This window comes from Streptomyces sp. NPDC050287 (assembly GCF_044459385.1).
Lineage (GTDB): Bacteria > Actinomycetota > Actinomycetes > Streptomycetales > Streptomycetaceae > Streptomyces.
The window spans coordinates 672,619-692,426 of sequence record NZ_JBITIY010000003.1 but is presented as its reverse complement, the minus strand read 5'-3'; the positions used below and the strand labels follow the sequence as shown (position 1 = coordinate 692,426).

The following is a 19,808-nucleotide window of genomic DNA, read 5'->3' as shown; positions in this document are numbered from 1 at the left end:
ACCGTTGCTTATCATCTCCCAGTGGACCTTCGGAGACTCAGCTACTTCGTGGTTCTGGCAGAGGAACTCAACTGTCGACCCGCTGCCGAGCGGTTACACATCGCCCAGCCCGGCCTCTCTCAGCAGATCAAGGTCCTGGAGAAGGAGCTGGGTGCGACTCTCTTCGAGCGCAGCACCAACCCCAGCGCCGAGCTCGCGATCGAGAGCGCCTGGACGGCCAAGAACACTGAAATGCTCCGCGCCGCGAGGTCGATGCAGCGTTCATACGGCTCCCTCTCGCCGGCATGACCGGGATCGAGATCCTCTCCTTGGGCCGAACCGAGCTGGTTGTCGCCTTACCCGCCGATCACGACCTGGCCAGGAAACGCGCCCTGCGGTTCTCTGACCTCGAGGGCGTCGACATCGTCTCCTGGCCCCGGGAACAGGCCGAGGGCTACTTCGAGTACGTGCAATCCACGGTCTGGGCGACAATCGACTTGTCGTGGTGGCATCTGAGCCCGATCCGGAGCACCTGATCGCCGCCGTCGCAGCCGGCGTGGGTGTGTGCGTACTCGACGCCGAGCGAGCCAGCAGACTGCGTCCTCGCGGGGTCGCGATTCGGCGGTTCACGCGACCGTCGCTGACAGCCGAGTTCGGCCTCGCCTGGAGCGCCGGCAGACGATCTGGACTACTCGACGCCTTCATTCGGCACTGTGCTCCCATCAGCGACGCGTATCGCAGGTCGTCCTCGGCCGAGCATCAATAAGCGCTCCTTCTCGGCTTGTCGCATCGTCCTATTGGACGAGACCCACGAATGCGGCGTTACCTGACTGTCATCCACCGCGACGGAAAGGCTCAACATGCGAACGCTGGTCATGGGAGGCACTCGCTTCCTCGGGGTCGAGCTCGTCAACGAGCTGCTGAGGGCCGGCCACGACGTCGTCGCCTTCCACCGCGGTAGTCGGCAGCCCGAGTGGATCGCTCCCGTCGAGCAGGTCATCGGCGATCGGAACGTGCAACAGGACCGCGCCCTACTCGCCGAGCTCGACATCGACGTCGCCGTCGACCTGTCGGCTTACACAGCCGACCAGACCCGGTCGATGCTCGAGACGCTGCCGAGGGTGCCTCACTACGTACACGTCTCGACCCTCAACGTCTATCAGCCATCCCCGATCCTGCCGTGGCCCGAAGACCTCCCCTACGGGCCGCATCCCCTGTGGGGCTCCTACGCCGTGGAGAAGATCGGCTGCGAGCTGGCGCTGCGAGAGCTTCGTCCCGCTCCGCTGAGCACCGTCTCGATCCGTTTCCCGCTGGTACTGGGACCCGGCAACTTCATTCCACGCGAGGAGTTCGTCCTCAACCGACTCCTCGACAATGAACTGATCCTGCTCTCTGGCGACGGTCAGGCAGTACACCAGTACGTCTGGCTCAAGCACGCAGCCACCGCGTTGGCCCGCGCCGCCGAGCTCGTCGCCGAAGGATTCCAGCCCTACAACGTCGCCTCTCGCCGCTGCAACACCTCGCTCGAGGGTTTTGTCGACGTGTGCGCGGAGGTCTCCGGCACCACTCCGCGCGTACGCACCGTGGGTGGCGGCGCCACCGGCGAGGACCTCCCCGTGTTCAACGGCGTGGACTGCGTGTTCCCTTTCAGCAACGAGAACACCATCGGTGACATCTCCGCCGCGGACGCTGCCGGCCTGATCGAGCCGTTCCTGCCACTCCACGACATGATCGACGCCGCGCTGCAGCACCTGCTCAACGAACCCGGCCGTCGCACGTGGAGCCGGACCGAAGCAGAGCAGCGCGTCTTGGCGCGGCTGGCGGTCACCGAGGGATCGAGATGAGCGAAGTCTTGACTGACTCACTGCCGCAGAGCAGCGTCCTGGACATCGGGGATGGGCCGGCAGTTCTTCTCCTGCACGGCACAGCCCCCGGCACGACCGCTGACGCCAACTTCAACCGCATGATTCCGGCGCTCGGCGGCCATCGCATTCTCGCGCCCGACCTCATCGGCTTCGGCGACAGCGCCAAGCCGGTTGAACTGACGTACGGCCCGCGGCTGTGGATGCGGCAGGCCTGGCAGATCCTCGACGAACGAGAGCTCGACCAGGTGGTCGTCGTGGGCAACTCCATGGGTGCGCGTGTGGCATTGAGCATGGCGCTGGAACAGCCTGACCGTATCGCCGGGCTTGTCCTTCTCAGCACTCGGCTGCGCCCGTCGCAGTCGCACGCACAGCGCCTCCTTCTGGAGTACGTGGCCAGCCCAGAGGCGATGGAACAGCTGTTGCGCGAGTGCTTCGTGACCGATCAGGACATCGTCACGCCCGCGCTCGTCAGGGAACGGTACGAAGTCAGCGCCCGGCCTGGAGCGCACGAGGCGATGCAAAGCGTCTTTGCGGGACTCGCAGCCGCAGGGCCGGGCCACACCGACGAAGAGCTTGAGAGCATCTCTGTCCCCACACTCATTCTTCATGGTCGGGAAGACCGTGTGGTGCCCGCCGAGAACAGCGTTCTGCTTGCCCAGCACATGCCGCGCGCAGACCTGCATCTTCTGTCTCGGACCGGACATTGGCTACAGATCGAGCGCGCTGGCCTCGTCAACGCCCTCATCAACCGGTTCCTCACCGAGTGCACCCCGTGAGCGCCTCGGTTCTCGCTCCGAAGGACGTCCTCGCCGCAGCCGCGGGTGCTGCGCGTCCCGTCGCACGAGCCAGACACACGATGCGCGCCGCGTGGCTCCACGCCATCGCCGCCGCGCTCGACGCCCACTCAGGTGACCTCATCCCTGTGGCCATGCGCGAGACACACCTGCCCGAAGGACGGCTCATTGGCGAGCTCGCCCGCACGACGTTCCAGCTCAGGCTCTTGGCCGACCGCCTGGCCGCCGGAGCCCTGAGCGACAATCAAGTCGACCATGCCGACCCTGACTGGCCAATCGGCCCCCGACCCGATCTGCGACGAACGCACGTACCTCTCGGACCGGTTCTAGTCTTCGCTGCCAGCAACTTTCCCTTCGCCTTCAGCGTGGCCGGAGGAGACACCGCGAGTGCCCTCGCGGCGGGCTGCCCGGTCGTTCTCAAGGCACATCCGGGCCATCCGGACCTTTCCCGGGCCACCGCGGACCTCGTCCTCTCCGCACTGACCGACAGCGGAGCGCCGGGCGAAACCTTCGGTCTGATCGAGGGTCACCAGGCAGGTGCCGAAGCCGTCGGCAGTCCGATCATCAAGGGCGTGGCCTTCACTGGCTCGACAGCCGGCGGACGAGCCTTGTTCGACCTTGCCATGGGACGACCAGAGCCGATCCCCTTCTACGGTGAGCTCGGGAGTACCAACCCGGTCGTCGTCACACCACGGGGCTGGGCGAACCGACCCGACGCGATCACGACAGGCTTCGCAGGGTCGGTGATGCTCGGAGCTGGGCAGTTCTGCACGAAGCCCGGCTTGATCTTCGTCCCTCACGTCGATGAGTTCCTTATGCGTCTGCCGAACCTCGTCGCGGGGCCGCTGCTGAATGACCACATCACGGCAGGATTCCTGCGCAGCGTCAAGGAGCTCGCTGCCCTGGCTGAGACTGCTCGCGGAGCGGTCCTGGCCGACGAGGTGTCGCCAGTGCTGTTCAGAACCGGCACCTCCACCGTTCGAGAGCATCCCGAGATCCTCGACCTTGAAGCGTTCGGTCCAGCGTCCGTCCTCATCGAGTACGAGGACCTGGCCGACGTCCTGAGCCTCGTCGACTTGTTCCCCGGTCAGCTCACTGCGACCGTCCAGGGCTCCGAGGACGCCGACCCAGGCGAGATCGAACTCGTGGCTCGGCTCGCAGAGCACGCCGGACGCGTTCTTTGGAACGACTGGCCAACCGGAGTCGCCGTCACTGACGCCCAGCAGCACGGCGGCCCCTACCCGGCCAGCACCGCGCCTCTCAGTACCTCCGTCGGCACTGCCTCTGTCGCCCGCTTCCTCCGACCCGTCGCCTTCCAAGGTGTCCCTTCCGCCGCACTCCCCTCGGAGCTTCGCGATACCCCAAACCAGGAGAACACGCCGTCATGAACATTGCAGGCCCCCAGATCGCCGCCGTAGCGCTCTCGCACAGCCCCCAGATGGCTCAGGACACCGAACACGTCCAGGGTGCCGAATTCCGGGCCGGATTCACCGAGCTGGCCAAAGCTGTCCAGACATACGACCCGACGTTGATCGTGTACTTCGGGCCCGATCACATGCGGGCGCTCGCAGGCATCGCCCCCTGCTTCACCGTCGTCGAGTCGGCTACCGGTTACGGAGACTGGGGAACTCCGCAGGAGGACTACGACGTTCCCCACGATCTCGCTCTCGCCATGGGTGAGTACCTCGCGGCCGCCGGTATCGACATCGCCATGGCTCCAGACCTTCGACTGGACCACGGCTTCGGCCAGTCGACGTTCGATCTCTTCGGCTCGCTCTCAGCCGTACCCATGATCCCCGTCATCATCAACTGCGTGGACCGCCCGCTGTCGACAGCGAAGCGAACCGCGGCACTCGGAGCGGCGGTCGGCGCGTTCCTCCGAAGCCAGATCGCGGCCAACGAGCGCGTCTTGGTCATCGGCTCAGGCGGGATCTCCCACGCTCCACCCTCTTTGATCCCCGGAGCCCGCGACCTGACCGAGGCCGACCGCCAAAAGCTCATCACCGACAACCTCGCAAAGGCAGCGGAGGCCATCAACCCCGCGTGGGACGAGAAGTTCCTTGCGCTGCTGGCCGGCGACCAGTGGGAAGAGCTGGCCGACCTCACGGCCGACGACCTCGCTCCGGCCGGCACAGGTGGCGCAGAGGTCCGCACCTGGATCGCCTGCGCCTTCGCTGGGGCCGAGCCACTCCCGACACTCGTGTACCAACCGGTGACCGAGTGGATCACCGGCATGGGGATTTCGGCGAGTACCACCTTGACCGGACTGGCACGTTGACCACCGCGCCATCGGCCTGAACATCACGCAGGCCGTCGCGCTGGGCGACTACGACACCCCGGCCGGCCCGCTGTCAGTGGAGCGTGACATCGCCCGGATCATCACTGAGGGCGTACTCGCCGCCGGAGTGGACGTGGCCCTGTCGGAGCGGATGTACGTCGACCCCGGATTTGCCCAGCCTCTTCAGCTCCTGTTCGGTGGGCTGGACAGAGGCTGTTCCCCTGAGCCCGGTCAGCCGCGTCCGCCCGCTCGGCGAAGCGGTAGGCCGTGCGGTTCCGGCCGACGCCAGGGTGTTGTGCGTGACCGACATGGCCGAGCGGGGGCTCATGGCCGCCTGGATCCGCTGGGCTGCGCGGGCGGGGTGCGCGAGGCCCGGGCCGGCCGCCGTCGGCCGGCCCAGTACGGTCACGTACTTCCGCAAGGTGTTCATCCCGCTCACCCGGCTGCGCCGCGACTCGTGCCGCTACCGCGCTTTCGCCACCGTCTCAGGCAACGCACGCCCCCTTCCTCAACCGGCCGTGCGCCTGCAGGCGTTGGACCGGACCGTCACGTCAGGCTGATGACGCTCGCGACGCGAGATCGAGAGCGATGTCGGTGATCATGTCCTCCTGGCCGCCGACCATCTTGCGGTGTCCGACCTCGACGAGGATCGCGCGGGTGTCGATGCCGTAGCGCTCGGAGGCCTTTTCGGCATGGCGCAGGAAGCTTGAGTAGACGCCCGCGTAGCCGAGCGTCAGGGTCTCGCGGTCGACCCGTACCTCGCGGTCCTGCAGCGGTCGTACGAGATCGTCGGCGGCGTCCATGAGGGGGAACAGGTCGCAGCCGTGCTCCCAGCCCATGAGGTCGGCGACCGCGACGAACGCCTCCAGCGGACAGTTGCCGGCGCCCGCGCCCTGTCCGGCGAGTGAGGCGTCGACGCGGGTGACGCCGTTCTCGACGGCGACGACCGTGTTGGCGACACCGAGGGCGAGGTTGTGGTGGGCGTGGATGCCCAACTCGGTGGCCGGGGACAGGACTTCGCGGTAGCTACGAAAGCGGTCGCGGATGCCGTCCATCGTCAGGCGGCCGCCGGAGTCGGTGACGTATATGCAGTGTGCGCCGTAGGACTCCATCAGCTTGGCCTGGCGGGCGAGTTCAGCGGGCTCGGCCATGTGGGACATCATCAGGAACCCGGCGACGTCCATGTCCAGTTCCCGTGCGGCGGCGATGTGTTGGGCGGCGATGTCGGCCTCGGTGCAGTGGGTGGCGATACGCACGGAGCGGATGCCCAGGGAGTGCGCCTGCTTGAGGTCGTGGATGGTGGCGATGCCGGGCAGCAGGAGGGTGGTGGGCACGGCGTGGTGGGTGGCGTCGGTGACGGCCTCGATCCACTCCCAGTCGGTGTGGGCGCCGACGCCGTAGTTGATGCTGGAGCCGGCCAGCCCGTCGCCGTGTGCGATCTCGATCGCGGCCACGCCTGCCGCGTCCAGCGCTGCCGCGATGGTGCGTGCCTGCTCGACGGTGTAGCGGTGGCGGACGGCGTGCATCCCGTCCCGCAGGGTCACGTCCTGGATGTACAGACGGGTCATCGGGCTGCCACCTCCGTGGTGATGGGGGTCCCCCCGCTCGAGCGAAGCCGAGAGTGGGGGAGGGCGGCCATGCGCTCCGCGGTACGCAGCGCGGCCGAGGTCATGATGTCGAGGTTTCCGGCGTAGGCCGGGAGGTAGTGGGCGGCGCCCTCGACCTCCAGGAAGACCGAGACCTTGAGGGCCTCGTCGGCGCCGGGGGCCGCGAGGGCGTGCAGCGGGTCGTCGGCCGGCACCCGCTCGAACTGCACCTTCTGCTTCAGCCGGTAGCCGGGTACGTACGTCCGCACGCGGGCGACCATGTCCTCCACCGAAGCGGTCACTGCCGCCTCGTCGCAGTCGCCGACCAGACAGTAGACGGTGTCCCGCATGATCAGCGGTGGCTCGGCCGGGTTGAGAACGATGATCGCTTTGCCCGTCCTCGCGCCGCCGACCTTCTCGATGGCCGAGGACGTGGTCTCGGTGAACTCGTCGATGTTCGCCCGGGTGCCGGGGCCTGCGGAGCGGGAGGCGATGGAGGCGACGATCTCGCCGTAGTGGACCGGAGTGACCGCGTTGACGGCGGCGACGATCGGGATGGTGGCCTGGCCGCCGCAGGTCACCATGTTGACGTTGGAGGCGTCCACGTGGTCACCGCCGTTGACCGGTGGGACGACGTACGGCCCCAGCGCGGCGGGAGTGAGGTCGACGACCGTCTTTCCGTGCTCGCGCAGGACCTGGTCGTGACGACGGTGGGCGCCCGCGGAGGTGGCGTCGAAGACGATGCTCACATCCTGGAACTCGTCCATGGCGACCAGGCCATCGATGCCCTCGTGCGTGGTGGCGACCTTGAGGCGACGTGCCCGCGCAAGACCGTCGGAAGCCGGGTCGATGCCAACCATGGCGGCGATCTCCAGGCTCTCCGACAGCCGCAGAACCTTGATCATGAGGTCAGTGCCGATGTTCCCCGAGCCGATGACGGCTACCTTGGTACGGGGCGAGGGTGTCGTGGTGGTCACTGCTGCTCTGCCTTCCGGTCGGGTGCGGGGGCGGCGAAGTCGACACGTACTGAGCCGAGTCCGGAGATCACCGTTTCGTAGCGGTTGCCGGGGAGGACGGCGACCATGGGGCCGAGAGCGCCGGTCAGTACTACATCGCCGGCGCGCAGCGGGTCGCCCATCGCGGCCAGCGTCGATGCGAGCCACACGGCTGCGTTCAGGGGGCTGCCGAGGCAGTCGGCGCCGCTGCCGTGGGAGACCTCCTCACCGTCGCGGGTGAGCGTCATGCGCACGGTGCGAAGATCGACCGAGGTCAGTGGCACCGGAGTGCCGCCGATGACGAACAGGCCGGAGGAGGCGTTGTCGGCGACCGTGTCGACCAGGCTGATGTCCCAGTTCGCGATCCGGCTGTCGACGATCTCCAGGGCGGGCAGGGCGAAGTCCACAGCGCGCAGCACATCGGTGAGCGTCGTCTCGGGGTGCGGCAGGTCCGAGGCCAGGACGAGTGCGACCTCTGCCTCGATTTTGGGCTGGAGCAGCCGCCCGTGTGGCACGGTCCCGCCGTCGGGTACCGCCATATCGGATAGAAGGGCGCCGAAGTCGGGCTCGTCGACTCCCAGCTGGTGTTGAACGGCCGGTGAGGTCAGGCCGATCTTGCGGCCGACGAGACGGCGGCCCTGAGCGAGCCTGCGCTCGACGTTGATGCGCTGTACGGCGTAGGCGGTGCTGAGGTCACCGGTGGGCAGCTGGTCGCGTACTGCCGGACACGGTGTGCCGGACTGCTCTGCTTCCCAGAGGGCGTCGGCCGTTTTGCGTGTCTCCGGGGAGGGCGCGTCGGGGGAATGGGGCGGCATGGGCAACCTCCGGGAGTGCGGGTTAAACCAATCCCTGGATAGACGACACACGGCAGATGCGGCAAAGTTTGTTCCATGTCACGGCACAGTGTGAACGGCACCATGCTGGAGAAGGCCATTCTTCTGCTGGAGTGCTTCAAGCCCAGTGGCGGGCCGTTCCGTCTCACGGAACTTGCGGAGCGCGCGGGCCTCGCCAAGAGCACCACGTTCAGGCTGGTGGGCTCTCTGTTGGATCTCGGCCTGCTCGAGCGCAGCGAGGAGGGGTATCACCTCGGGGGAAAGCTCTTCGAGCTGGGATCGCTCGTGCCGCGCCGCCGTGACCTGCGCGAGGCGGCCCTTCCGTTTCTCCAGGATCTGTTCGAGGCGACGCGCGCCACCGTGCATCTCGGGGTGCGCGAGGGGCACGAGGTTGTCTACGTCGAACGGATTCACGGTCACGAATCCCTTGCCCTCCCTTCGCGTATCGGCGGCAGCCTGCCTTTGACCTGTACGGGCGTGGGCAAGGCTCTGCTGGCCTTCTCGCCGGCGGAACTCGCCGACGAGGTGCTCGCGGGCCCGTTGCCCCGGCTGACCCGCTATTCGGTGACCGACCCCGCCAGACTTCGCACCGCGCTTGAGCAGGTCCAGGTGTCGGGCCTCGCCTATGAGGAGCAGGAGGCCGCCGAGGGGGTCGGCTGCATTGCGGCCCCGGTGTTCGGGACGGGCGGCAAGGCCGTCGCAGCGTTGTCCGTGGCAGTACCCCGGGCAAGCTTCCACCCGGCGCGACTGGCTCCGGCGGTGCGCACCGCCGCGCTCGGCCTGTCCCGGACGCTGCGAAGCGGAGTCTGAGTCAGGCTCCGAAGACAGGGGGTTGTGCTGGCAGGAAACCCGCCCTAGCGTTACTGGCATGCTAGTACGCCAGTTGTTGTTCAACTGGACCGGCGGAATCCGCCCCGCCGACGTCCCGCGGCCGCTGCGGGCATTGGCGCCTCTATTCATCGAGGGACGAGATGAGCGACAACGAAGTCTTTGATGCCGACGTTCTGGTCGTCGGCGCCGGACCCATGGGCGCGACCACAGCTCTGGCGCTCGCCACCTACGGCGTGCGCGTGGCGATGGTGTCGCGCTGGACGTGGGTCGCGAACACCCCCCGTGCCCACATCACCAACCAGCGCGCGCTGGAGGTGCTGCGAGACCTCGGGGTGGAGGAGGAAGTCCTCCGGGTGGCTACACCGTGGGACCAGATGGGCGACATGCTCTTCGCCACCAGCCTCGCCGGGGAGGAGATCGCCCGGCTGCGGGCCTGGGGCACCGGTGACACGCGCAGGGGTGACTACCTCAGTGGCAGTCCGTGCCCCCTGGTCGACGTTGTTCAGCCCTTGCTGGAACCGGTGCTGGTACAGAACGCGGCCGCCCGCGGAACCGACCTCCGCTTCAACACGGAGTACCTGGGGCACGAGCAGGACGGCCAGGGCGTCACCACGCGGTTGCAGGACAGGGTCACCGGTCGCGAGTACACGTTCAGGACGCGCTATCTGGTGGGCGCCGACGGAGCTCGCTCGCAGATCGCCGAAGAGGCGGAGCTGCCTTTCGAGGGACGCATGGCCCGCGCCGGTACGGTCTACGTCCAGTTCGACGCGGACCTGAGCCGGTATGTGGAGCACCGGCCGAGCACCCTGCACTGGATCGCGTCCCCGGCTGCCGAGTTCGGTGAGATCGGCATGGCGGTCCTGCGAGCGGTCCGCCCGTGGGACCAGTGGATCGCCGGCTGGGGCTTCGACATGGCCGAGGGTGAGCCCGAACACTCGCCGGAAGAGCTCCTCCACCGGGTCCGCATCCTGATCGGAGACCCGGACATCGACCTGACCATCCGGTCCGTGTCCACCTGGTACGTCAATCAGCAGCACGCCCTGCGCTACTCGCGGGGGCGTGTCTTCTGTGGAGGCGACGCCGTTCACCGGCACCCGCCGAGCAGCGGCCTGGGGTCGAACACCTCCATCCAGGACGCGTTCAACCTCGCCTGGAAGCTCGCCTACGTCGTCCAGGGGCACGCCGCGCCGAACCTGCTGGAGTCCTACTCGCCCGAGCGGGCTCCCGTGGGCAAGCAGGTCGTGGCCCGCGCCAACCAGTCCCGGCTCGACTACCGGCCGATTCAGGAGTGCTTCAAGGACCCGGGCGCGGAGGACCCCTTCGCCGCCGGAATGCGGCGCCTGAAGGACCCGGGGCCCGAAGGGGAACGGGTACGCGAGGCGCTCTACCAGGCCCTGGAGCTGAAGCAGACCGAGTTCAGTGCCCAGGGAACGGAGCTGAACCAGCGCTACGAGTCGTCCGCGGTGGTCCCGGAACCCGACGCCGCCCCGGAGGAGTGGAAGCGGGACCGGGGCCTGTACCTGCAGGCCACCACCCGTCCCGGTGCCAAGATCCCGCACGCCTGGCTGGTGGGCAGGGACGGCAGGCGCCTGTCGACCTTGGACGTCACGGGCAAGGGCAAGTTCAGTCTGGTCACCGGAATCGCGGGACAAGCCTGGTCCGCGGCCACCGACGAACTGGACGTCCCGTATCTGCGCACGGTCGTTGTCGGGAAGCCCGGCAGCGCCGACCCGTACGGCGAGTGGCGCGGTGTCCGCGAGCTCCCCGAAGGGGGCGCACTGCTCGTGCGCCCCGACGGATATGTCGCCTGGCGGCACAGCGAGCCGGTGAATAACACCGGGGACGCCCGGAAGCTCCTTGAGCAGGCACTGCACGCGGTGCTCGGCTGGGAGACGACCGCAATCGAGGAAGCGAACCGATGACCCACGAAACGTACACGAGCGTCTGGTCGGACCTCGCCCAGGTCGAGTTCAGCCAGGGGTTCCTCCAGGCAGGCCCGTACCGCACGCGCTACCTGCACGCGGGCGACGACTCCAAGCCCGTCCTGCTGATGCTGCACGGCATCACCGGGCACGCCGAAGCCTACGTGCGGAACCTGGCCGCACACGCCGAGTACTTCTCCGTCTGGGCCATCGACTTCATCGGGCACGGCTACTCCGCCAAGCCCGACCACCCGCTGGAGATCAGGCACTACATCGAGCAGGTCAACGCCGTCCTCGACACTCTCGGCGCGGAGAAGGCGTACTTGTCGGGGGAGTCGCTCGGCGGCTGGGTCACGGCGGCGTTCGCCCGAAGGCAGCCGGAACGGGTGGAGCGCGTCGTGCTCAACACCATGGGTGGCACCATGGCCAACCCGGCGGTGATGGAGCGGCTGTACACCCTGTCGATGGAGGCCGCGAAGGACCCCTCCTGGGAGCGCGTACAGGCTCGTCTTGAGTGGCTGATGGCGGACCCGTCGATGGTCACCGACGACCTCATCAGGACTCGGCAGGCCATCTTCCAGCAGCCGGACTGGATCAAGGCGTGTGAAGCGAACATGGCGCTGCAGAACCTGGAGATCCGCAAGCGGAACATGCTCTCCGACGACGACCTGCGCGCGATCCAGGCTGACGCCCTGGTGTTGTGGACGACGAAGGATCCCTCCGGTCCGGTCGACGAAGGCCGCCGCATCGCCGGCCTGATTCCCCACGGGCGCCTGGCGGTGATGGAGAACTGCGGCCACTGGCCCCAGTACGAGGATGCAGACACCTTCAACCGCATCCACCTCGATTTCCTTCTCGACCGCGACCAAGCAGACTGAGAGGTACCGGAACATGCCTCTCGCACTGACCTGCATGTCGCACAGTCCGCTGCTGGAGTTCATGCAGCCCCCTGAGGACGTGGCGAAGGAAGTGGACGCCGCCTTCGCCTCGGCCCGGGGGTTCGTGAAGGACTTCGATCCGGAACTCGTGGTGGTCTTCGGGCCGGATCACTACAACGGTTTCTTCTACGAGCTCATGCCGCCCTACTGCATCGGGCTCCAGGCCCGAGGCATCGGTGACTTCGGCACGGTGGAGGGACCGCTGAACGTCCCGCGGGAGACGGCCCACGGACTGGCGCAGGCAGCCTTGAACGCCGGCGTCGACCTCGCGGTCTCCCTCCGCATGGAAGTCGACCACGGGATCGTCCAGCCGCTGGAGATCCTTTTCGGTGCGCTCGACAGCGTCCCGGTGGTGCCCGTCTTCCTCAACAGCGTCGCGCCGCCCTTCACTCCCATGGAGCGTGTGCGCGCCCTGGGGCAGGCGCTGGGCACCCGGCTGGCACAGAGCGACCAGCGGATACTTCTCGTCGGGTCCGGCGGGCTGTCCCACGATCCGCCGGTGCCCAGGCTCGCCGACGCGACGCCTCAGGCGGAGCAGCGGCTCATCTCCAACCGCAACCCCACCGCGCAGATGAGAGCGGCCCGCCAGCAGCGGATCATCGACGCGGCAGCGAGTTTCGCCGCTGGCGACACAGAACTCCAGGACCTGAACCCCGAGTGGGACAATGCGTTTCTCGACCACCTGGCCGCCGCCGACTTCGATGCGATCGACGCCTACAGCAATGACGACATCGTCGCCCAGGGCGGCAACTCGGCCCAGGAAATCCGCTCGTGGATCGCCGCCTATGCGGCACTGTCGGCCGCGGGCCCCTACCAGATGACGTCGCGCTACTACCGGCCGATCAAGGAGTACATCGCCGGTTTCTCGGTGACGACAGCTCTTCCCACCCGCGCGTGAACCGAGCCGCATGACACAGGCCTCTGCCGACACCATGTGCGGCAGGGGCCTGTAAGTGCGGCTTGTGGTACGCGCAGAAGATGCTGTCAGAGCTGCGCCGGGCGCATGATCGCCAGTGTGCCGAGGATGTGCCGTTCCATCTCTCTGCGAGCGGTGTCGGCGTTGTGGTCCCACAATGCCTTCCGGATGCTCTCGTGGTCGTCGTGGCGGGCGTCGAGCGCGGCGTGCAGAGGATGATCAACACCGGAAGTGTTGATCAGGAAGTCGCTGAGATCCCACATACGATGACTGACCTCGGCAACCACGGCGGAACCCGCGAGCGTGTGGATATGCGCGTGGTACTCGCGGTTGAGGGCGCGGTAGTGGTGGGAACGCGCCGCGGGATCCGTTTCGGAAGTGAGGTGCCCGATGCGCGCAGAAATGGCGTCGAGCCCGCGCAGCCCGGCCTCGGTGCACCGCGTTGCCGCGAGACCGGCGATGGTGCCTTCCATGCTTGCGAACAGGGCGAAGAAGTCCTGGACTTCCTGCAGTTCGTAGCGCGCAACCTCGCAGCCGACCTGCGGGATGATCGTCACCAGTCCATCCGCGGACAGCAGGCGCAGCGCCTCCATGACGGGCTGTTTACTCACACCCAGATCGGCACCCAGCTCGACGGCGGAAAGTCGCTGTCCCGGGCGGTACCCGCCCTCCAGTAGCCGCTCCTTGATCTGCTCGTACGCCAGCGATCCCAGGCGCATCGGAGCGCGGCCACGGGCACCCCGGGGAGCGAACTGCGCTCCGGAAGCGCCCTCCGACCTGCGGTGACCGCGTTGCGGTGCGGTTTCCTCCCGTGCCATCAGATGCCCCCGTGCCGATGTTGCGAATTGGTGTGTCCAGGGTATTGCCCGCCGGTGTCACCGAAGCTACTTTTCGTTCTAGAAGGCTAGCATGCCAGTCGTGGCGGGAGTCTGCCGTCCGGATGCGTGCGGGGTGCCCGTCGTCGGACCCCGCGCGGCCGACCAACTCACAGCGACTTCGAATCAGGCCCCATTCGCTTCGTGAACCCAGCCGCCGCCCAACAGTTCTCCGGAGGTCGCCATGACCGAGCTCGACCCTTCCCGCACTGCCGTGATCAACGTCCACTGGCAGCGGGACATCGTGAAGGCCGACGGGGCCTTCGGCCCGTTCTTCGCGGAACCCGTCGAACGGCGCGGTGTCATCGCCAGCGCCGACCGGCTCAACCGCGCGGCCCGTGCCGCCGGCGCCACGATCGTCTACACCCGGGTGGCGTTCCGGCCCGGCTACCCCGACCTGTTCGCCAACTGCCAGCTCCTCGCCCTCGTCGCCGAGCACCAGGCACTCGAAGACGGCACCGAAGGCGCCGCGATCGTCAAGGAACTCACACCCGAAGCCGGCGACCTGGTGATCACCCATTCTCGCGTCACCGGATTCCACGGCACCGAACTCGACGTCCTGCTGCGTGGCAAGGGCATCGACACCGTGCTCTTCACCGGCGTCGCCACGAACGTCTCCGTGGAAGGCACCGCACGCGAAGCCGTCAACCACGGCTACCGGGCCGTGCTGGTCTCCGACGCGTGCTCCGCAGCCTCTGACGAGGCCCACCAGGCCACACTCGACTCCTTCGCACTGCTCGGCGAGGTGAGCACCACCGACGCCCTGGTGGCGGCCTTGAAGGCGCGCACGCCGTAGCCCCGCCAACCGCCCGGTCGTCCGACCACACCCCAGCGAACCCCACCTCTCAGGAGACATCCGCCATGAACACGATGCTCACCGCCCGGCTGCACGAGATCGGCGCCCCTATGCAGCTCGACCGGCTGCCCGTTCCCGAGCCGCGGCCGACCGATGTCCTCGTCCAAGTCAAGGCATGCAACGTTGTACCGAACCTGGGCAACGTGCTCACCACGTACGCCGAGTGGTTTCCTTACCTGCCGCTGCCGAAGCTCCCGGCGGTCTTCGGCCTCGACTCCGCGGGCGTGGTCGCCCAGGTCGGCAGCCTGGTCACCGATGTCAAAGTAGGCGACCGGGTCTACGTCAACCCCGGCCTGTCCTGCGGAGCCTGCCGGGCCTGCCGCCGAGGCGAGGAGCCCAACTGCGACAACTACACCTTCATGGGCTACTTCTCCTTCGGCACCGACGGCCAGGACCGTTTCGATGCCTACCCCTACGGCGGGTTGTCCGAATATCTCACGGCGCCGCAGCGTAACCTCGTCAAGCTGCCCGGCAGCGTCACCTTCGAGCAGGGAGCCCGCTTCGGCTACCTGGGTACCGCCTACTCGGCGCTGCGCAAGGCAGGTACCGGACCGGGCCGCACCGTGCTCATCGACGGCATCTCCGGAACCCTGGGGCTGGGTGCCTGTCTCATCGCTCTCGGCCTCGGCGCCGGCCGCATCCTGGGCACCGGGCGCAACGCCGACCTACTGCAAGACGTCAAGGCCCTCGCACCCGACCGCATCGACGTCCACGCCGCCGGCACCGGATCGTTGCCCGACTGGGTACGCGAACGTACGGACGGCGAAGGCGCCGACATTCTGATCGACAGCCTTGGGCCCGGGAGCCCCGAGGAGACTTTCGTCGAGGCGCTCTCCTCCCTGGGCCGTGGCGGGGTCGCGGTGAACATCGGCGGCATGATGGGGCGGCCGGCCCTCGACCTGTTCTCGATGATGTGCTCGCAGATCAGCGTCATCGGCAGCCTCTGGTTCTCCACCGGGGAAGCCCAGGACATGGCCGACATGGCCGGCAGCGGAGTGCTCGACCTCTCCGTCTTCGAACACCATGCCTTCCCGCTCGAGAAGATCAACAGCGCCCTCGCTGACCTGCCGTCCCGGCACGGCGGATTCACGAACTTCGTCTGCACGCCCTGACAAGGTTGTTCGTCGGGGCGCGCCGACCTCCGCGAGACACAGTCGATCCCGTTGAAGACCGGCAGGGCCTCGCCGGTGGCGCCGCCACCCACCCGGCGGATCCGCGCGGTGGTGCCGGAGACCTCGGCGCACACCTGGACGAACCCTTCGAGCGAGGTCACACAGCGCCGCGAGGCGGTGTTGAAGGCGTGGAATCCCCTGCCCGGCAGATCCACGGCCCGAGCCAGTGCCTGTGCCGCATGCCGGATCCACACGTACTGGTGCACGGCCTGACCGTCACCGGGCAGCAGGATCAGCTCGTCGTCGAGCAGCCGGTTGAGGAAGAACTCCTCACGGGCCAGGAAGTTTCCCGGCCCGAGGACGAGCGGCAGGCGAACGGCCACTGTGGTCAGCGGCTCGGGCCGGTGCTGCCGGAGGGCCGGCTCGCAGCCGATCTTCTCCATCGCGTATGGCCCCCACAGCGGGTGTGGTCCATAGGGCGTGCCCCTCGGGCCAGGGCAGCAGCGGCTGCGGCCGGTAGACGTTCACTGTGGAGCAGTGCACGAGCCTCGGGGCGGCGGGGAGGGCGTCCAGCAGAAGCTCGGTCTGCGCACGGGTGTAGGCGGAGAGATCCACCACCGCGTCGAACTCCGGATCAGCGACCTGGGCCAGGTCCTCCGGGACGTTGCGGTCGCCGATGACCTGTTCGACAGGACCCCGCCAGGCGGGCTTTCTGCTCCCGCGATGGAAGGCGACGACAGTGTGCCCTTGATCGAGCAGGGCGTTGACGACCTCGACTCCGAGGAACCGAGTACCTCCCATCACCGGCGTACGCACTGTGTGCACCTTCCCGTAGCGGCTGACGGGATCCAGCGAACAGCCGCAGTGGAGTCCGCGTCCAATACCGAGGTCGTTCCACTTGAGGACTGAAGCTTCTCAAGTGTCGGTGTCGTGGTCGGGTGAGGTGTCACGGGCGTTCCGGCAGTGCGTGAGGAACGCGTCGAGCAGGGGCGGAACCCGGCCCGGGTTCCAAGCCAGGCCGAACTCTGCGATCAGCGTGGGACGGACGAACCGGCGCAGTACGACTCCCCTGGGCCGCAGCTTGCGGGCGCGCTGCATATCGAGCACACACACCCCGACGCCGGCTGCGACGGCCGCGAGCAGGTGCTCGGGGTCGGGTTCGGACGCCGAGACAGTGGGTGGCTCCTCGCCCCACACCGTGGACTGGACGTGATCGAAGTAGCCGGGGGCCTGGTCTCGGGGCCAGCTCACGACATCGGTCCCGCGCAGATCGGCGAAGCGCAGGGTGCGGCGGCGCGCCAACGGATGCGCGGACGGAAGCGCGGCGACGAGTTCGGTGCTGCCCAGGGGGAGCACCCGCAGATCTGTGGCGTCGACGACGGGAAGCCGGACAAACGCGGCGTCGGCCTCGGCGGAGCGGAGCATCGCGACGTTCCGAGTGGTCCAGGCGATCTCCACGGCGATTTCGGCCCCGGGGTGCGAGAGCCGGAATCCTCTCACCAGATCGTCGGGGAGGCCATCGGCCAGGGAACGGCTGTGCACGATCCGCAGCAGCCCCGTCTGACCCTGCGCGGTGGCGCGGACGCGATTGTCGATCCTCTCGATTTCGTGCAGGAGGGGAACGCTCTCTTCGAACAGGATCCGGCCCGCGTCGGTCAGCGCCACACCCGCCGTACTGCGTTCGAACAGGGTGGCTCCCAGCTCGCGCTCCAGGACGCGGATCTGTTGAGAGAGGCCGGGCTGGGCGATGTGGAGCCGTTCTGCCGCACGACGGAAGTGCAGTTCTTCGGCCAGTACCACGAAGTACCCGAGTCTGCGCAGATCCACCGGATCACAATAACCGTTGCTTCTCAGCCCTGCACAGAGCTGTGTCGGACGCCGCGCGGGCGCTGGACCGACGATTTCGTCGAGGCCGGAAACCCCCGCGGATGAGGGAGAGTCCAGATGACAGAGCGCACGGTGGCCGACGCCCTCGCTGAGGGACTGCGACGGCACGGAGTCACGACCGTGTTCGGGCAGAGCCGCCACGGGAACCGCGCTTCTGGCGGTTGCGCGCTTGGTCGATTCACTCAGCGCCGACGAGGACAGAGACGACATCCCTCGCAGCATTCCACACCCTCTGATAACCCGAGATCACCAGTACTCGTGCAAGCGCTGGGCCGGTCGTCGAAGGTGGCCGTCACAAAGTACGCCTGGTCGGGCCGGGAGCGGCTTGGGCTGCTGCGCGTCCGGGATGACGTGATCGTTTTGCATGCGATGCACTGGCCCGCCGAAATCCGCGACCCGTCATCGCTGCTCCCGCCTCCGACAGAAGTGTCCGAGAGCGAAATCGACGGCTCCCTCGCCCTGATGGAGACGATGAGCCGCGATCGCGTCGATCGCCTCCGTCACGTGGGCCACCACGTCGGCCAGCAGCGCTGCGTCCGGGCGGCAGCCTCGACCGCCGAATCAACACACGGCTCATCGCCAGCCCCGGCGCCTCCGGACTCCACCCGGCCCAATGCAGAAGCAAGACCACCGACGCGCACCATGCCCCGCTCTGCCAGCACCGACTGGACTCCTTCGACCCGCCGGGTGTCGAACTCCCGGCCGAGCTGGAACGGCTCCAGCCCGAACTTCTCGCTCTCCTGGAAGACACCACCAATCCGAACCGAAGCCTGGGCCGGCTGTCGGACCTACGTCGCCTGTCAGCGATCATCCGCGCGACCTGGCCCCACAGCCGACGCGGCGATCTTCGTGTGGGTCGAACCCTTACGCGGATGGCGTCGCGTTCAGGCACTGTCCCAGCGGACCCGGATCGACTGGGCCGGCCAGGCCAAGCAGCTCCTGAGCGTGGACTACCCCGACGCCGAGACCGTGGTGCTGGTGATGGACAACCTCAACACTCACAATGTCGCCTCACTGTACGAGGCGTTCGAACCGGAAGAGGCCTTCGCCCTGGCTCAACGCCTCGAGATCCACCACACGCCCAAACATGGGTCATGGCTCAACATCGCCGAGATCGAACTCGCCGCACTGACCAGGCAACGCCTCGACCGCCGGATCGGCGACCTCGAGACGCCGCTCCAGATCGTCGCCCGGCGTCACGTAGCCCTCGGGCCACGCCCGGTCCGGCACCAGGGCCGCCGCCGCAGCCGGATGCGCCCCTGCGCCTGCCCGGTGACCCCCCTCGCGCGTTCACACGGCGAAGTCGAGGTCGATGGCGGCCACGTCTCCCAAGTCGGCAGGGACTCCGCCAGCGCTTGCGTGGTCTCGCCGATTGCTCTGTTGCCCGACGAGGCGTCAGTGCTCCGTGTCTTCGCTTCCTTCTCCGCGAGCGCGCTGCGCGCGGAGCTCGACGGCGTCGAGGAGCAGGCCGAGCGCGGTCTCGAACTGGTCCTCTTCGTCGATTTCCGCGAGATAGGGGGCAACCTGTGCAAGGTTCGGGTACCGCTGTGGCGAGGCCGTCAGGTACTCGCGGCGCCAGGCCAGCCGGTCACCTTCCCGAGCGCCCTTGTCCAGCACGTTGAAGGAAGCCTCGAAGGCACTGGCGGCGAGTGCCATTTCGGTCAGGGCCCGGTAGTACGAGGCCGCTTCGCGCCCCTGGAGGCCGGCCTCGAGCAGGGCGCCGATGACCACGTCGGCGCCCTGGAACTCCGGCTCGCGCCGCGAGGTGCGGGCCGCGACCAGGACGGCCACACCCGGGTGCTGCAGGCATGCGGCACGGATCCGTCGGGCGAGCGACGCGAGGGTCTCGCGCCAGCTTTCCGACGGTGCGAAGTCGTGCAGGGCATCGCTGACCAGCCGGGCGGCCAGGCCGAGCAGCAGGTCGTCCTTGCCGCGGAAGTGCCGCAGGACGGCCGTGTGGTCGGCGCCCAGATCAGCGCCCAGCCGACGGAAGGTGAGCGCCTGCGGTCCGTCCGCCTCGATCACGGCCATCGCGGTGTCCAGGATCAGATCCGGGGTGAGAAAGGACGCCGGACGCTGCTTCCGCCGGGCGGGAGTGGCTCCTGCCGAGTCGGTCTTCGCGCGTGTCATGGCCGCCATCT

General features: G+C 67.8%; 18 protein-coding genes and 6 pseudogenes. 14 read left to right on the top strand and 10 right to left on the bottom strand.

The annotated features are described in order from the left end of the window. Nucleotides 1-21: 21 nt before the first annotated feature. The 6 genes and pseudogenes from ACIBK3_RS13525 to ACIBK3_RS13500 all read left to right on the top strand — a co-directional run bounded on the left by ACIBK3_RS13525 (nucleotide 22) and on the right by ACIBK3_RS13500 (nucleotide 4,916). The gene (locus ACIBK3_RS13525) at nucleotides 22-288 is read left to right on the top strand and encodes a LysR family transcriptional regulator (RefSeq protein WP_399365031.1); all 267 of its coding nucleotides are present in this window, start codon (nucleotides 22-24) and stop codon (nucleotides 286-288) included. Then, a pseudogene (locus ACIBK3_RS13520) lies at nucleotides 285-745 on the top strand (LysR substrate-binding domain-containing protein). The gene ACIBK3_RS13525 and the pseudogene ACIBK3_RS13520 overlap by 4 nt, the downstream one beginning before the upstream one ends. A gap of 109 nt (nucleotides 746-854) precedes the next feature. Further along, nucleotides 855-1,823 (top strand): NAD-dependent epimerase/dehydratase family protein, encoded by a 969-nt coding sequence (locus tag ACIBK3_RS13515; protein WP_399365029.1) that lies wholly within the window; start codon nucleotides 855-857, stop codon nucleotides 1,821-1,823. Then, a complete protein-coding gene (locus ACIBK3_RS13510; RefSeq protein WP_399365027.1) occupies nucleotides 1,820-2,620 on the top strand; it encodes an alpha/beta fold hydrolase in 801 nt (266 codons plus the stop codon). The genes ACIBK3_RS13515 and ACIBK3_RS13510 overlap by 4 nt, the downstream gene beginning before the upstream one ends. Further along, nucleotides 2,608-4,026, top strand: a complete 1,419-nt coding sequence (locus ACIBK3_RS13505; protein ID WP_399365025.1) for an aldehyde dehydrogenase (NADP(+)) — start codon at nucleotides 2,608-2,610, stop codon at nucleotides 4,024-4,026. The genes ACIBK3_RS13510 and ACIBK3_RS13505 overlap by 13 nt, the downstream gene beginning before the upstream one ends. Next, nucleotides 4,023-4,916 carry a 3-carboxyethylcatechol 2,3-dioxygenase gene (locus tag ACIBK3_RS13500; RefSeq protein WP_399365023.1) on the top strand — a complete coding sequence of 298 codons (894 nt, stop codon included), beginning with the start codon at nucleotides 4,023-4,025 and terminating at the stop codon, nucleotides 4,914-4,916. Before ACIBK3_RS13505 ends, ACIBK3_RS13500 begins: the two co-directional genes overlap by 4 nt. Nucleotides 4,917-4,989: 73 nt before the next feature. Here ACIBK3_RS13500 and ACIBK3_RS13495 read toward each other — a convergent pair whose 3' ends face one another. The 4 genes from ACIBK3_RS13495 to mhpD form a co-directional block, all read right to left on the bottom strand. Continuing rightward, nucleotides 4,990-5,346 carry a hypothetical protein gene (locus ACIBK3_RS13495; RefSeq protein ID WP_399365021.1) on the bottom strand — a complete coding sequence of 119 codons (357 nt, stop codon included), beginning with the start codon at nucleotides 5,344-5,346 and terminating at the stop codon, nucleotides 4,990-4,992. A gap of 121 nt (nucleotides 5,347-5,467) precedes the next feature. Continuing rightward, nucleotides 5,468-6,484 carry a 4-hydroxy-2-oxovalerate aldolase gene (gene dmpG / locus ACIBK3_RS13490; protein ID WP_399365020.1) on the bottom strand — a complete coding sequence of 339 codons (1,017 nt, stop codon included), beginning with the start codon at nucleotides 6,482-6,484 and terminating at the stop codon, nucleotides 5,468-5,470. Next, a complete protein-coding gene (locus tag ACIBK3_RS13485; protein WP_399365018.1) occupies nucleotides 6,481-7,479 on the bottom strand; it encodes an acetaldehyde dehydrogenase (acetylating) in 999 nt (332 codons plus the stop codon). Before ACIBK3_RS13485 ends, dmpG begins: the two co-directional genes overlap by 4 nt. Beyond that, nucleotides 7,476-8,312: a 2-keto-4-pentenoate hydratase gene (gene mhpD / locus ACIBK3_RS13480; protein ID WP_399365016.1), complete on the bottom strand. Its 837-nt coding sequence runs from the start codon at nucleotides 8,310-8,312 to the stop codon at nucleotides 7,476-7,478. The genes ACIBK3_RS13485 and mhpD overlap by 4 nt, the downstream gene beginning before the upstream one ends. A 102-nt stretch (nucleotides 8,313-8,414) precedes the next feature. Here mhpD and ACIBK3_RS13475 point away from each other — a divergent pair, with 102 nt between their 5' ends. From ACIBK3_RS13475 to ACIBK3_RS13460, 4 genes are all read left to right on the top strand, one after another. Continuing rightward, nucleotides 8,415-9,140, top strand: a complete 726-nt coding sequence (locus tag ACIBK3_RS13475; protein ID WP_399365574.1) for an IclR family transcriptional regulator — start codon at nucleotides 8,415-8,417, stop codon at nucleotides 9,138-9,140. Nucleotides 9,141-9,301: 161 nt separating this feature from the next. Further along, nucleotides 9,302-11,083, top strand: coding sequence for an FAD-dependent oxidoreductase (locus ACIBK3_RS13470; RefSeq protein WP_399365014.1), 1,782 nt, complete (start codon nucleotides 9,302-9,304; stop codon nucleotides 11,081-11,083). Then, a complete protein-coding gene (locus tag ACIBK3_RS13465; RefSeq protein WP_399365012.1) occupies nucleotides 11,080-11,961 on the top strand; it encodes an alpha/beta fold hydrolase in 882 nt (293 codons plus the stop codon). The genes ACIBK3_RS13470 and ACIBK3_RS13465 overlap by 4 nt, the downstream gene beginning before the upstream one ends. Nucleotides 11,962-11,974: 13 nt before the next feature. Further along, nucleotides 11,975-12,919, top strand: a complete 945-nt coding sequence (locus tag ACIBK3_RS13460; protein WP_399365009.1) for a 3-carboxyethylcatechol 2,3-dioxygenase — start codon at nucleotides 11,975-11,977, stop codon at nucleotides 12,917-12,919. 86 nt (nucleotides 12,920-13,005) lie between these two features. Here the strand turns inward: ACIBK3_RS13460 and ACIBK3_RS13455 are convergent, their stop codons facing one another. After that, nucleotides 13,006-13,755, bottom strand: coding sequence for a GntR family transcriptional regulator (locus ACIBK3_RS13455; protein ID WP_399365007.1), 750 nt, complete (start codon nucleotides 13,753-13,755; stop codon nucleotides 13,006-13,008). 241 nt (nucleotides 13,756-13,996) lie between these two features. Between ACIBK3_RS13455 and ACIBK3_RS13450 the strand changes: the two genes are divergently transcribed. Continuing rightward, nucleotides 13,997-14,608, top strand: coding sequence for a cysteine hydrolase family protein (locus ACIBK3_RS13450; RefSeq protein WP_399365004.1), 612 nt, complete (start codon nucleotides 13,997-13,999; stop codon nucleotides 14,606-14,608). Between the two features lie 65 nt (nucleotides 14,609-14,673). Further along, entirely contained in the window at nucleotides 14,674-15,780 is a 1,107-nt protein-coding gene (locus ACIBK3_RS13445; RefSeq protein WP_399365002.1) for an alcohol dehydrogenase catalytic domain-containing protein, read from the top strand. Nucleotides 15,781-16,034: 254 nt separating this feature from the next. On the opposite strand, the pseudogene ACIBK3_RS13440 reads toward ACIBK3_RS13445, so the two are convergent. The 3 genes and pseudogenes from ACIBK3_RS13440 to ACIBK3_RS13430 form a co-directional block, all read right to left on the bottom strand. Continuing rightward, a pseudogene (locus ACIBK3_RS13440) lies at nucleotides 16,035-16,223 on the bottom strand (hypothetical protein); the annotation flags it as partial. 166 nt (nucleotides 16,224-16,389) lie between these two features. After that, a pseudogene (locus tag ACIBK3_RS13435) lies at nucleotides 16,390-16,581 on the bottom strand (NAD-dependent epimerase/dehydratase family protein); the annotation flags it as partial. Nucleotides 16,582-16,695: 114 nt separating this feature from the next. Next, nucleotides 16,696-17,607, bottom strand: coding sequence for a LysR family transcriptional regulator (locus tag ACIBK3_RS13430; RefSeq protein WP_399364999.1), 912 nt, complete (start codon nucleotides 17,605-17,607; stop codon nucleotides 16,696-16,698). Nucleotides 17,608-17,724: 117 nt separating this feature from the next. Here ACIBK3_RS13430 and ACIBK3_RS13425 point away from each other — a divergent pair. Together ACIBK3_RS13425 and ACIBK3_RS13420 are read left to right on the top strand one after the other, a co-directional pair. Then, nucleotides 17,725-18,051: pseudogene (locus ACIBK3_RS13425) on the top strand (hypothetical protein); the annotation flags it as partial. A 477-nt stretch (nucleotides 18,052-18,528) separates the two neighbouring features. Next, nucleotides 18,529-18,837: pseudogene (locus ACIBK3_RS13420) on the top strand (transposase); the annotation flags it as partial. 9 nt (nucleotides 18,838-18,846) lie between these two features. On the opposite strand, the pseudogene ACIBK3_RS13415 reads toward ACIBK3_RS13420, so the two are convergent. Together ACIBK3_RS13415 and ACIBK3_RS13410 are read right to left on the bottom strand one after the other, a co-directional pair. Then, nucleotides 18,847-19,040, bottom strand: a pseudogene (locus tag ACIBK3_RS13415) (hypothetical protein); the annotation flags it as partial. Between the two features lie 22 nt (nucleotides 19,041-19,062). Continuing rightward, entirely contained in the window at nucleotides 19,063-19,797 is a 735-nt protein-coding gene (locus ACIBK3_RS13410) for a TetR/AcrR family transcriptional regulator (protein WP_399364997.1), read from the bottom strand. Nucleotides 19,798-19,808: the final 11 nt, after the last annotated feature.

Bases quoted from the DNA above. Each gene is read 5' to 3' on its own strand.
- ACIBK3_RS13475 (WP_399365574.1), top strand. From the start codon at position 8,415: ATGCTGGAGAAGGCCATTCTTCTGCTGGAGTGCTTCAAGCCCAGTGGC.
- ACIBK3_RS13450 (WP_399365004.1), top strand. From the start codon at position 13,997: ATGACCGAGCTCGACCCTTCCCGCACTGCCGTGATCAACGTCCACTGG.
- ACIBK3_RS13460 (WP_399365009.1), top strand. From the start codon at position 11,975: ATGCCTCTCGCACTGACCTGCATGTCGCACAGTCCGCTGCTGGAGTTC.
- ACIBK3_RS13495 (WP_399365021.1), bottom strand. From the start codon at position 5,346: ATGAACACCTTGCGGAAGTACGTGACCGTACTGGGCCGGCCGACGGCG.
- dmpG (WP_399365020.1), bottom strand. From the start codon at position 6,484: ATGACCCGTCTGTACATCCAGGACGTGACCCTGCGGGACGGGATGCAC.
- ACIBK3_RS13445 (WP_399365002.1), top strand. From the start codon at position 14,674: ATGAACACGATGCTCACCGCCCGGCTGCACGAGATCGGCGCCCCTATG.
- ACIBK3_RS13410 (WP_399364997.1), bottom strand. From the start codon at position 19,797: ATGACACGCGCGAAGACCGACTCGGCAGGAGCCACTCCCGCCCGGCGG.
- ACIBK3_RS13515 (WP_399365029.1), top strand. From the start codon at position 855: ATGGGAGGCACTCGCTTCCTCGGGGTCGAGCTCGTCAACGAGCTGCTG.
- ACIBK3_RS13455 (WP_399365007.1), bottom strand. From the start codon at position 13,755: ATGGCACGGGAGGAAACCGCACCGCAACGCGGTCACCGCAGGTCGGAG.
- ACIBK3_RS13510 (WP_399365027.1), top strand. From the start codon at position 1,820: ATGAGCGAAGTCTTGACTGACTCACTGCCGCAGAGCAGCGTCCTGGAC.
- ACIBK3_RS13500 (WP_399365023.1), top strand. From the start codon at position 4,023: ATGAACATTGCAGGCCCCCAGATCGCCGCCGTAGCGCTCTCGCACAGC.
- ACIBK3_RS13470 (WP_399365014.1), top strand. From the start codon at position 9,302: ATGAGCGACAACGAAGTCTTTGATGCCGACGTTCTGGTCGTCGGCGCC.
- mhpD (WP_399365016.1), bottom strand. From the start codon at position 8,312: ATGCCGCCCCATTCCCCCGACGCGCCCTCCCCGGAGACACGCAAAACG.
- ACIBK3_RS13465 (WP_399365012.1), top strand. From the start codon at position 11,080: ATGACCCACGAAACGTACACGAGCGTCTGGTCGGACCTCGCCCAGGTC.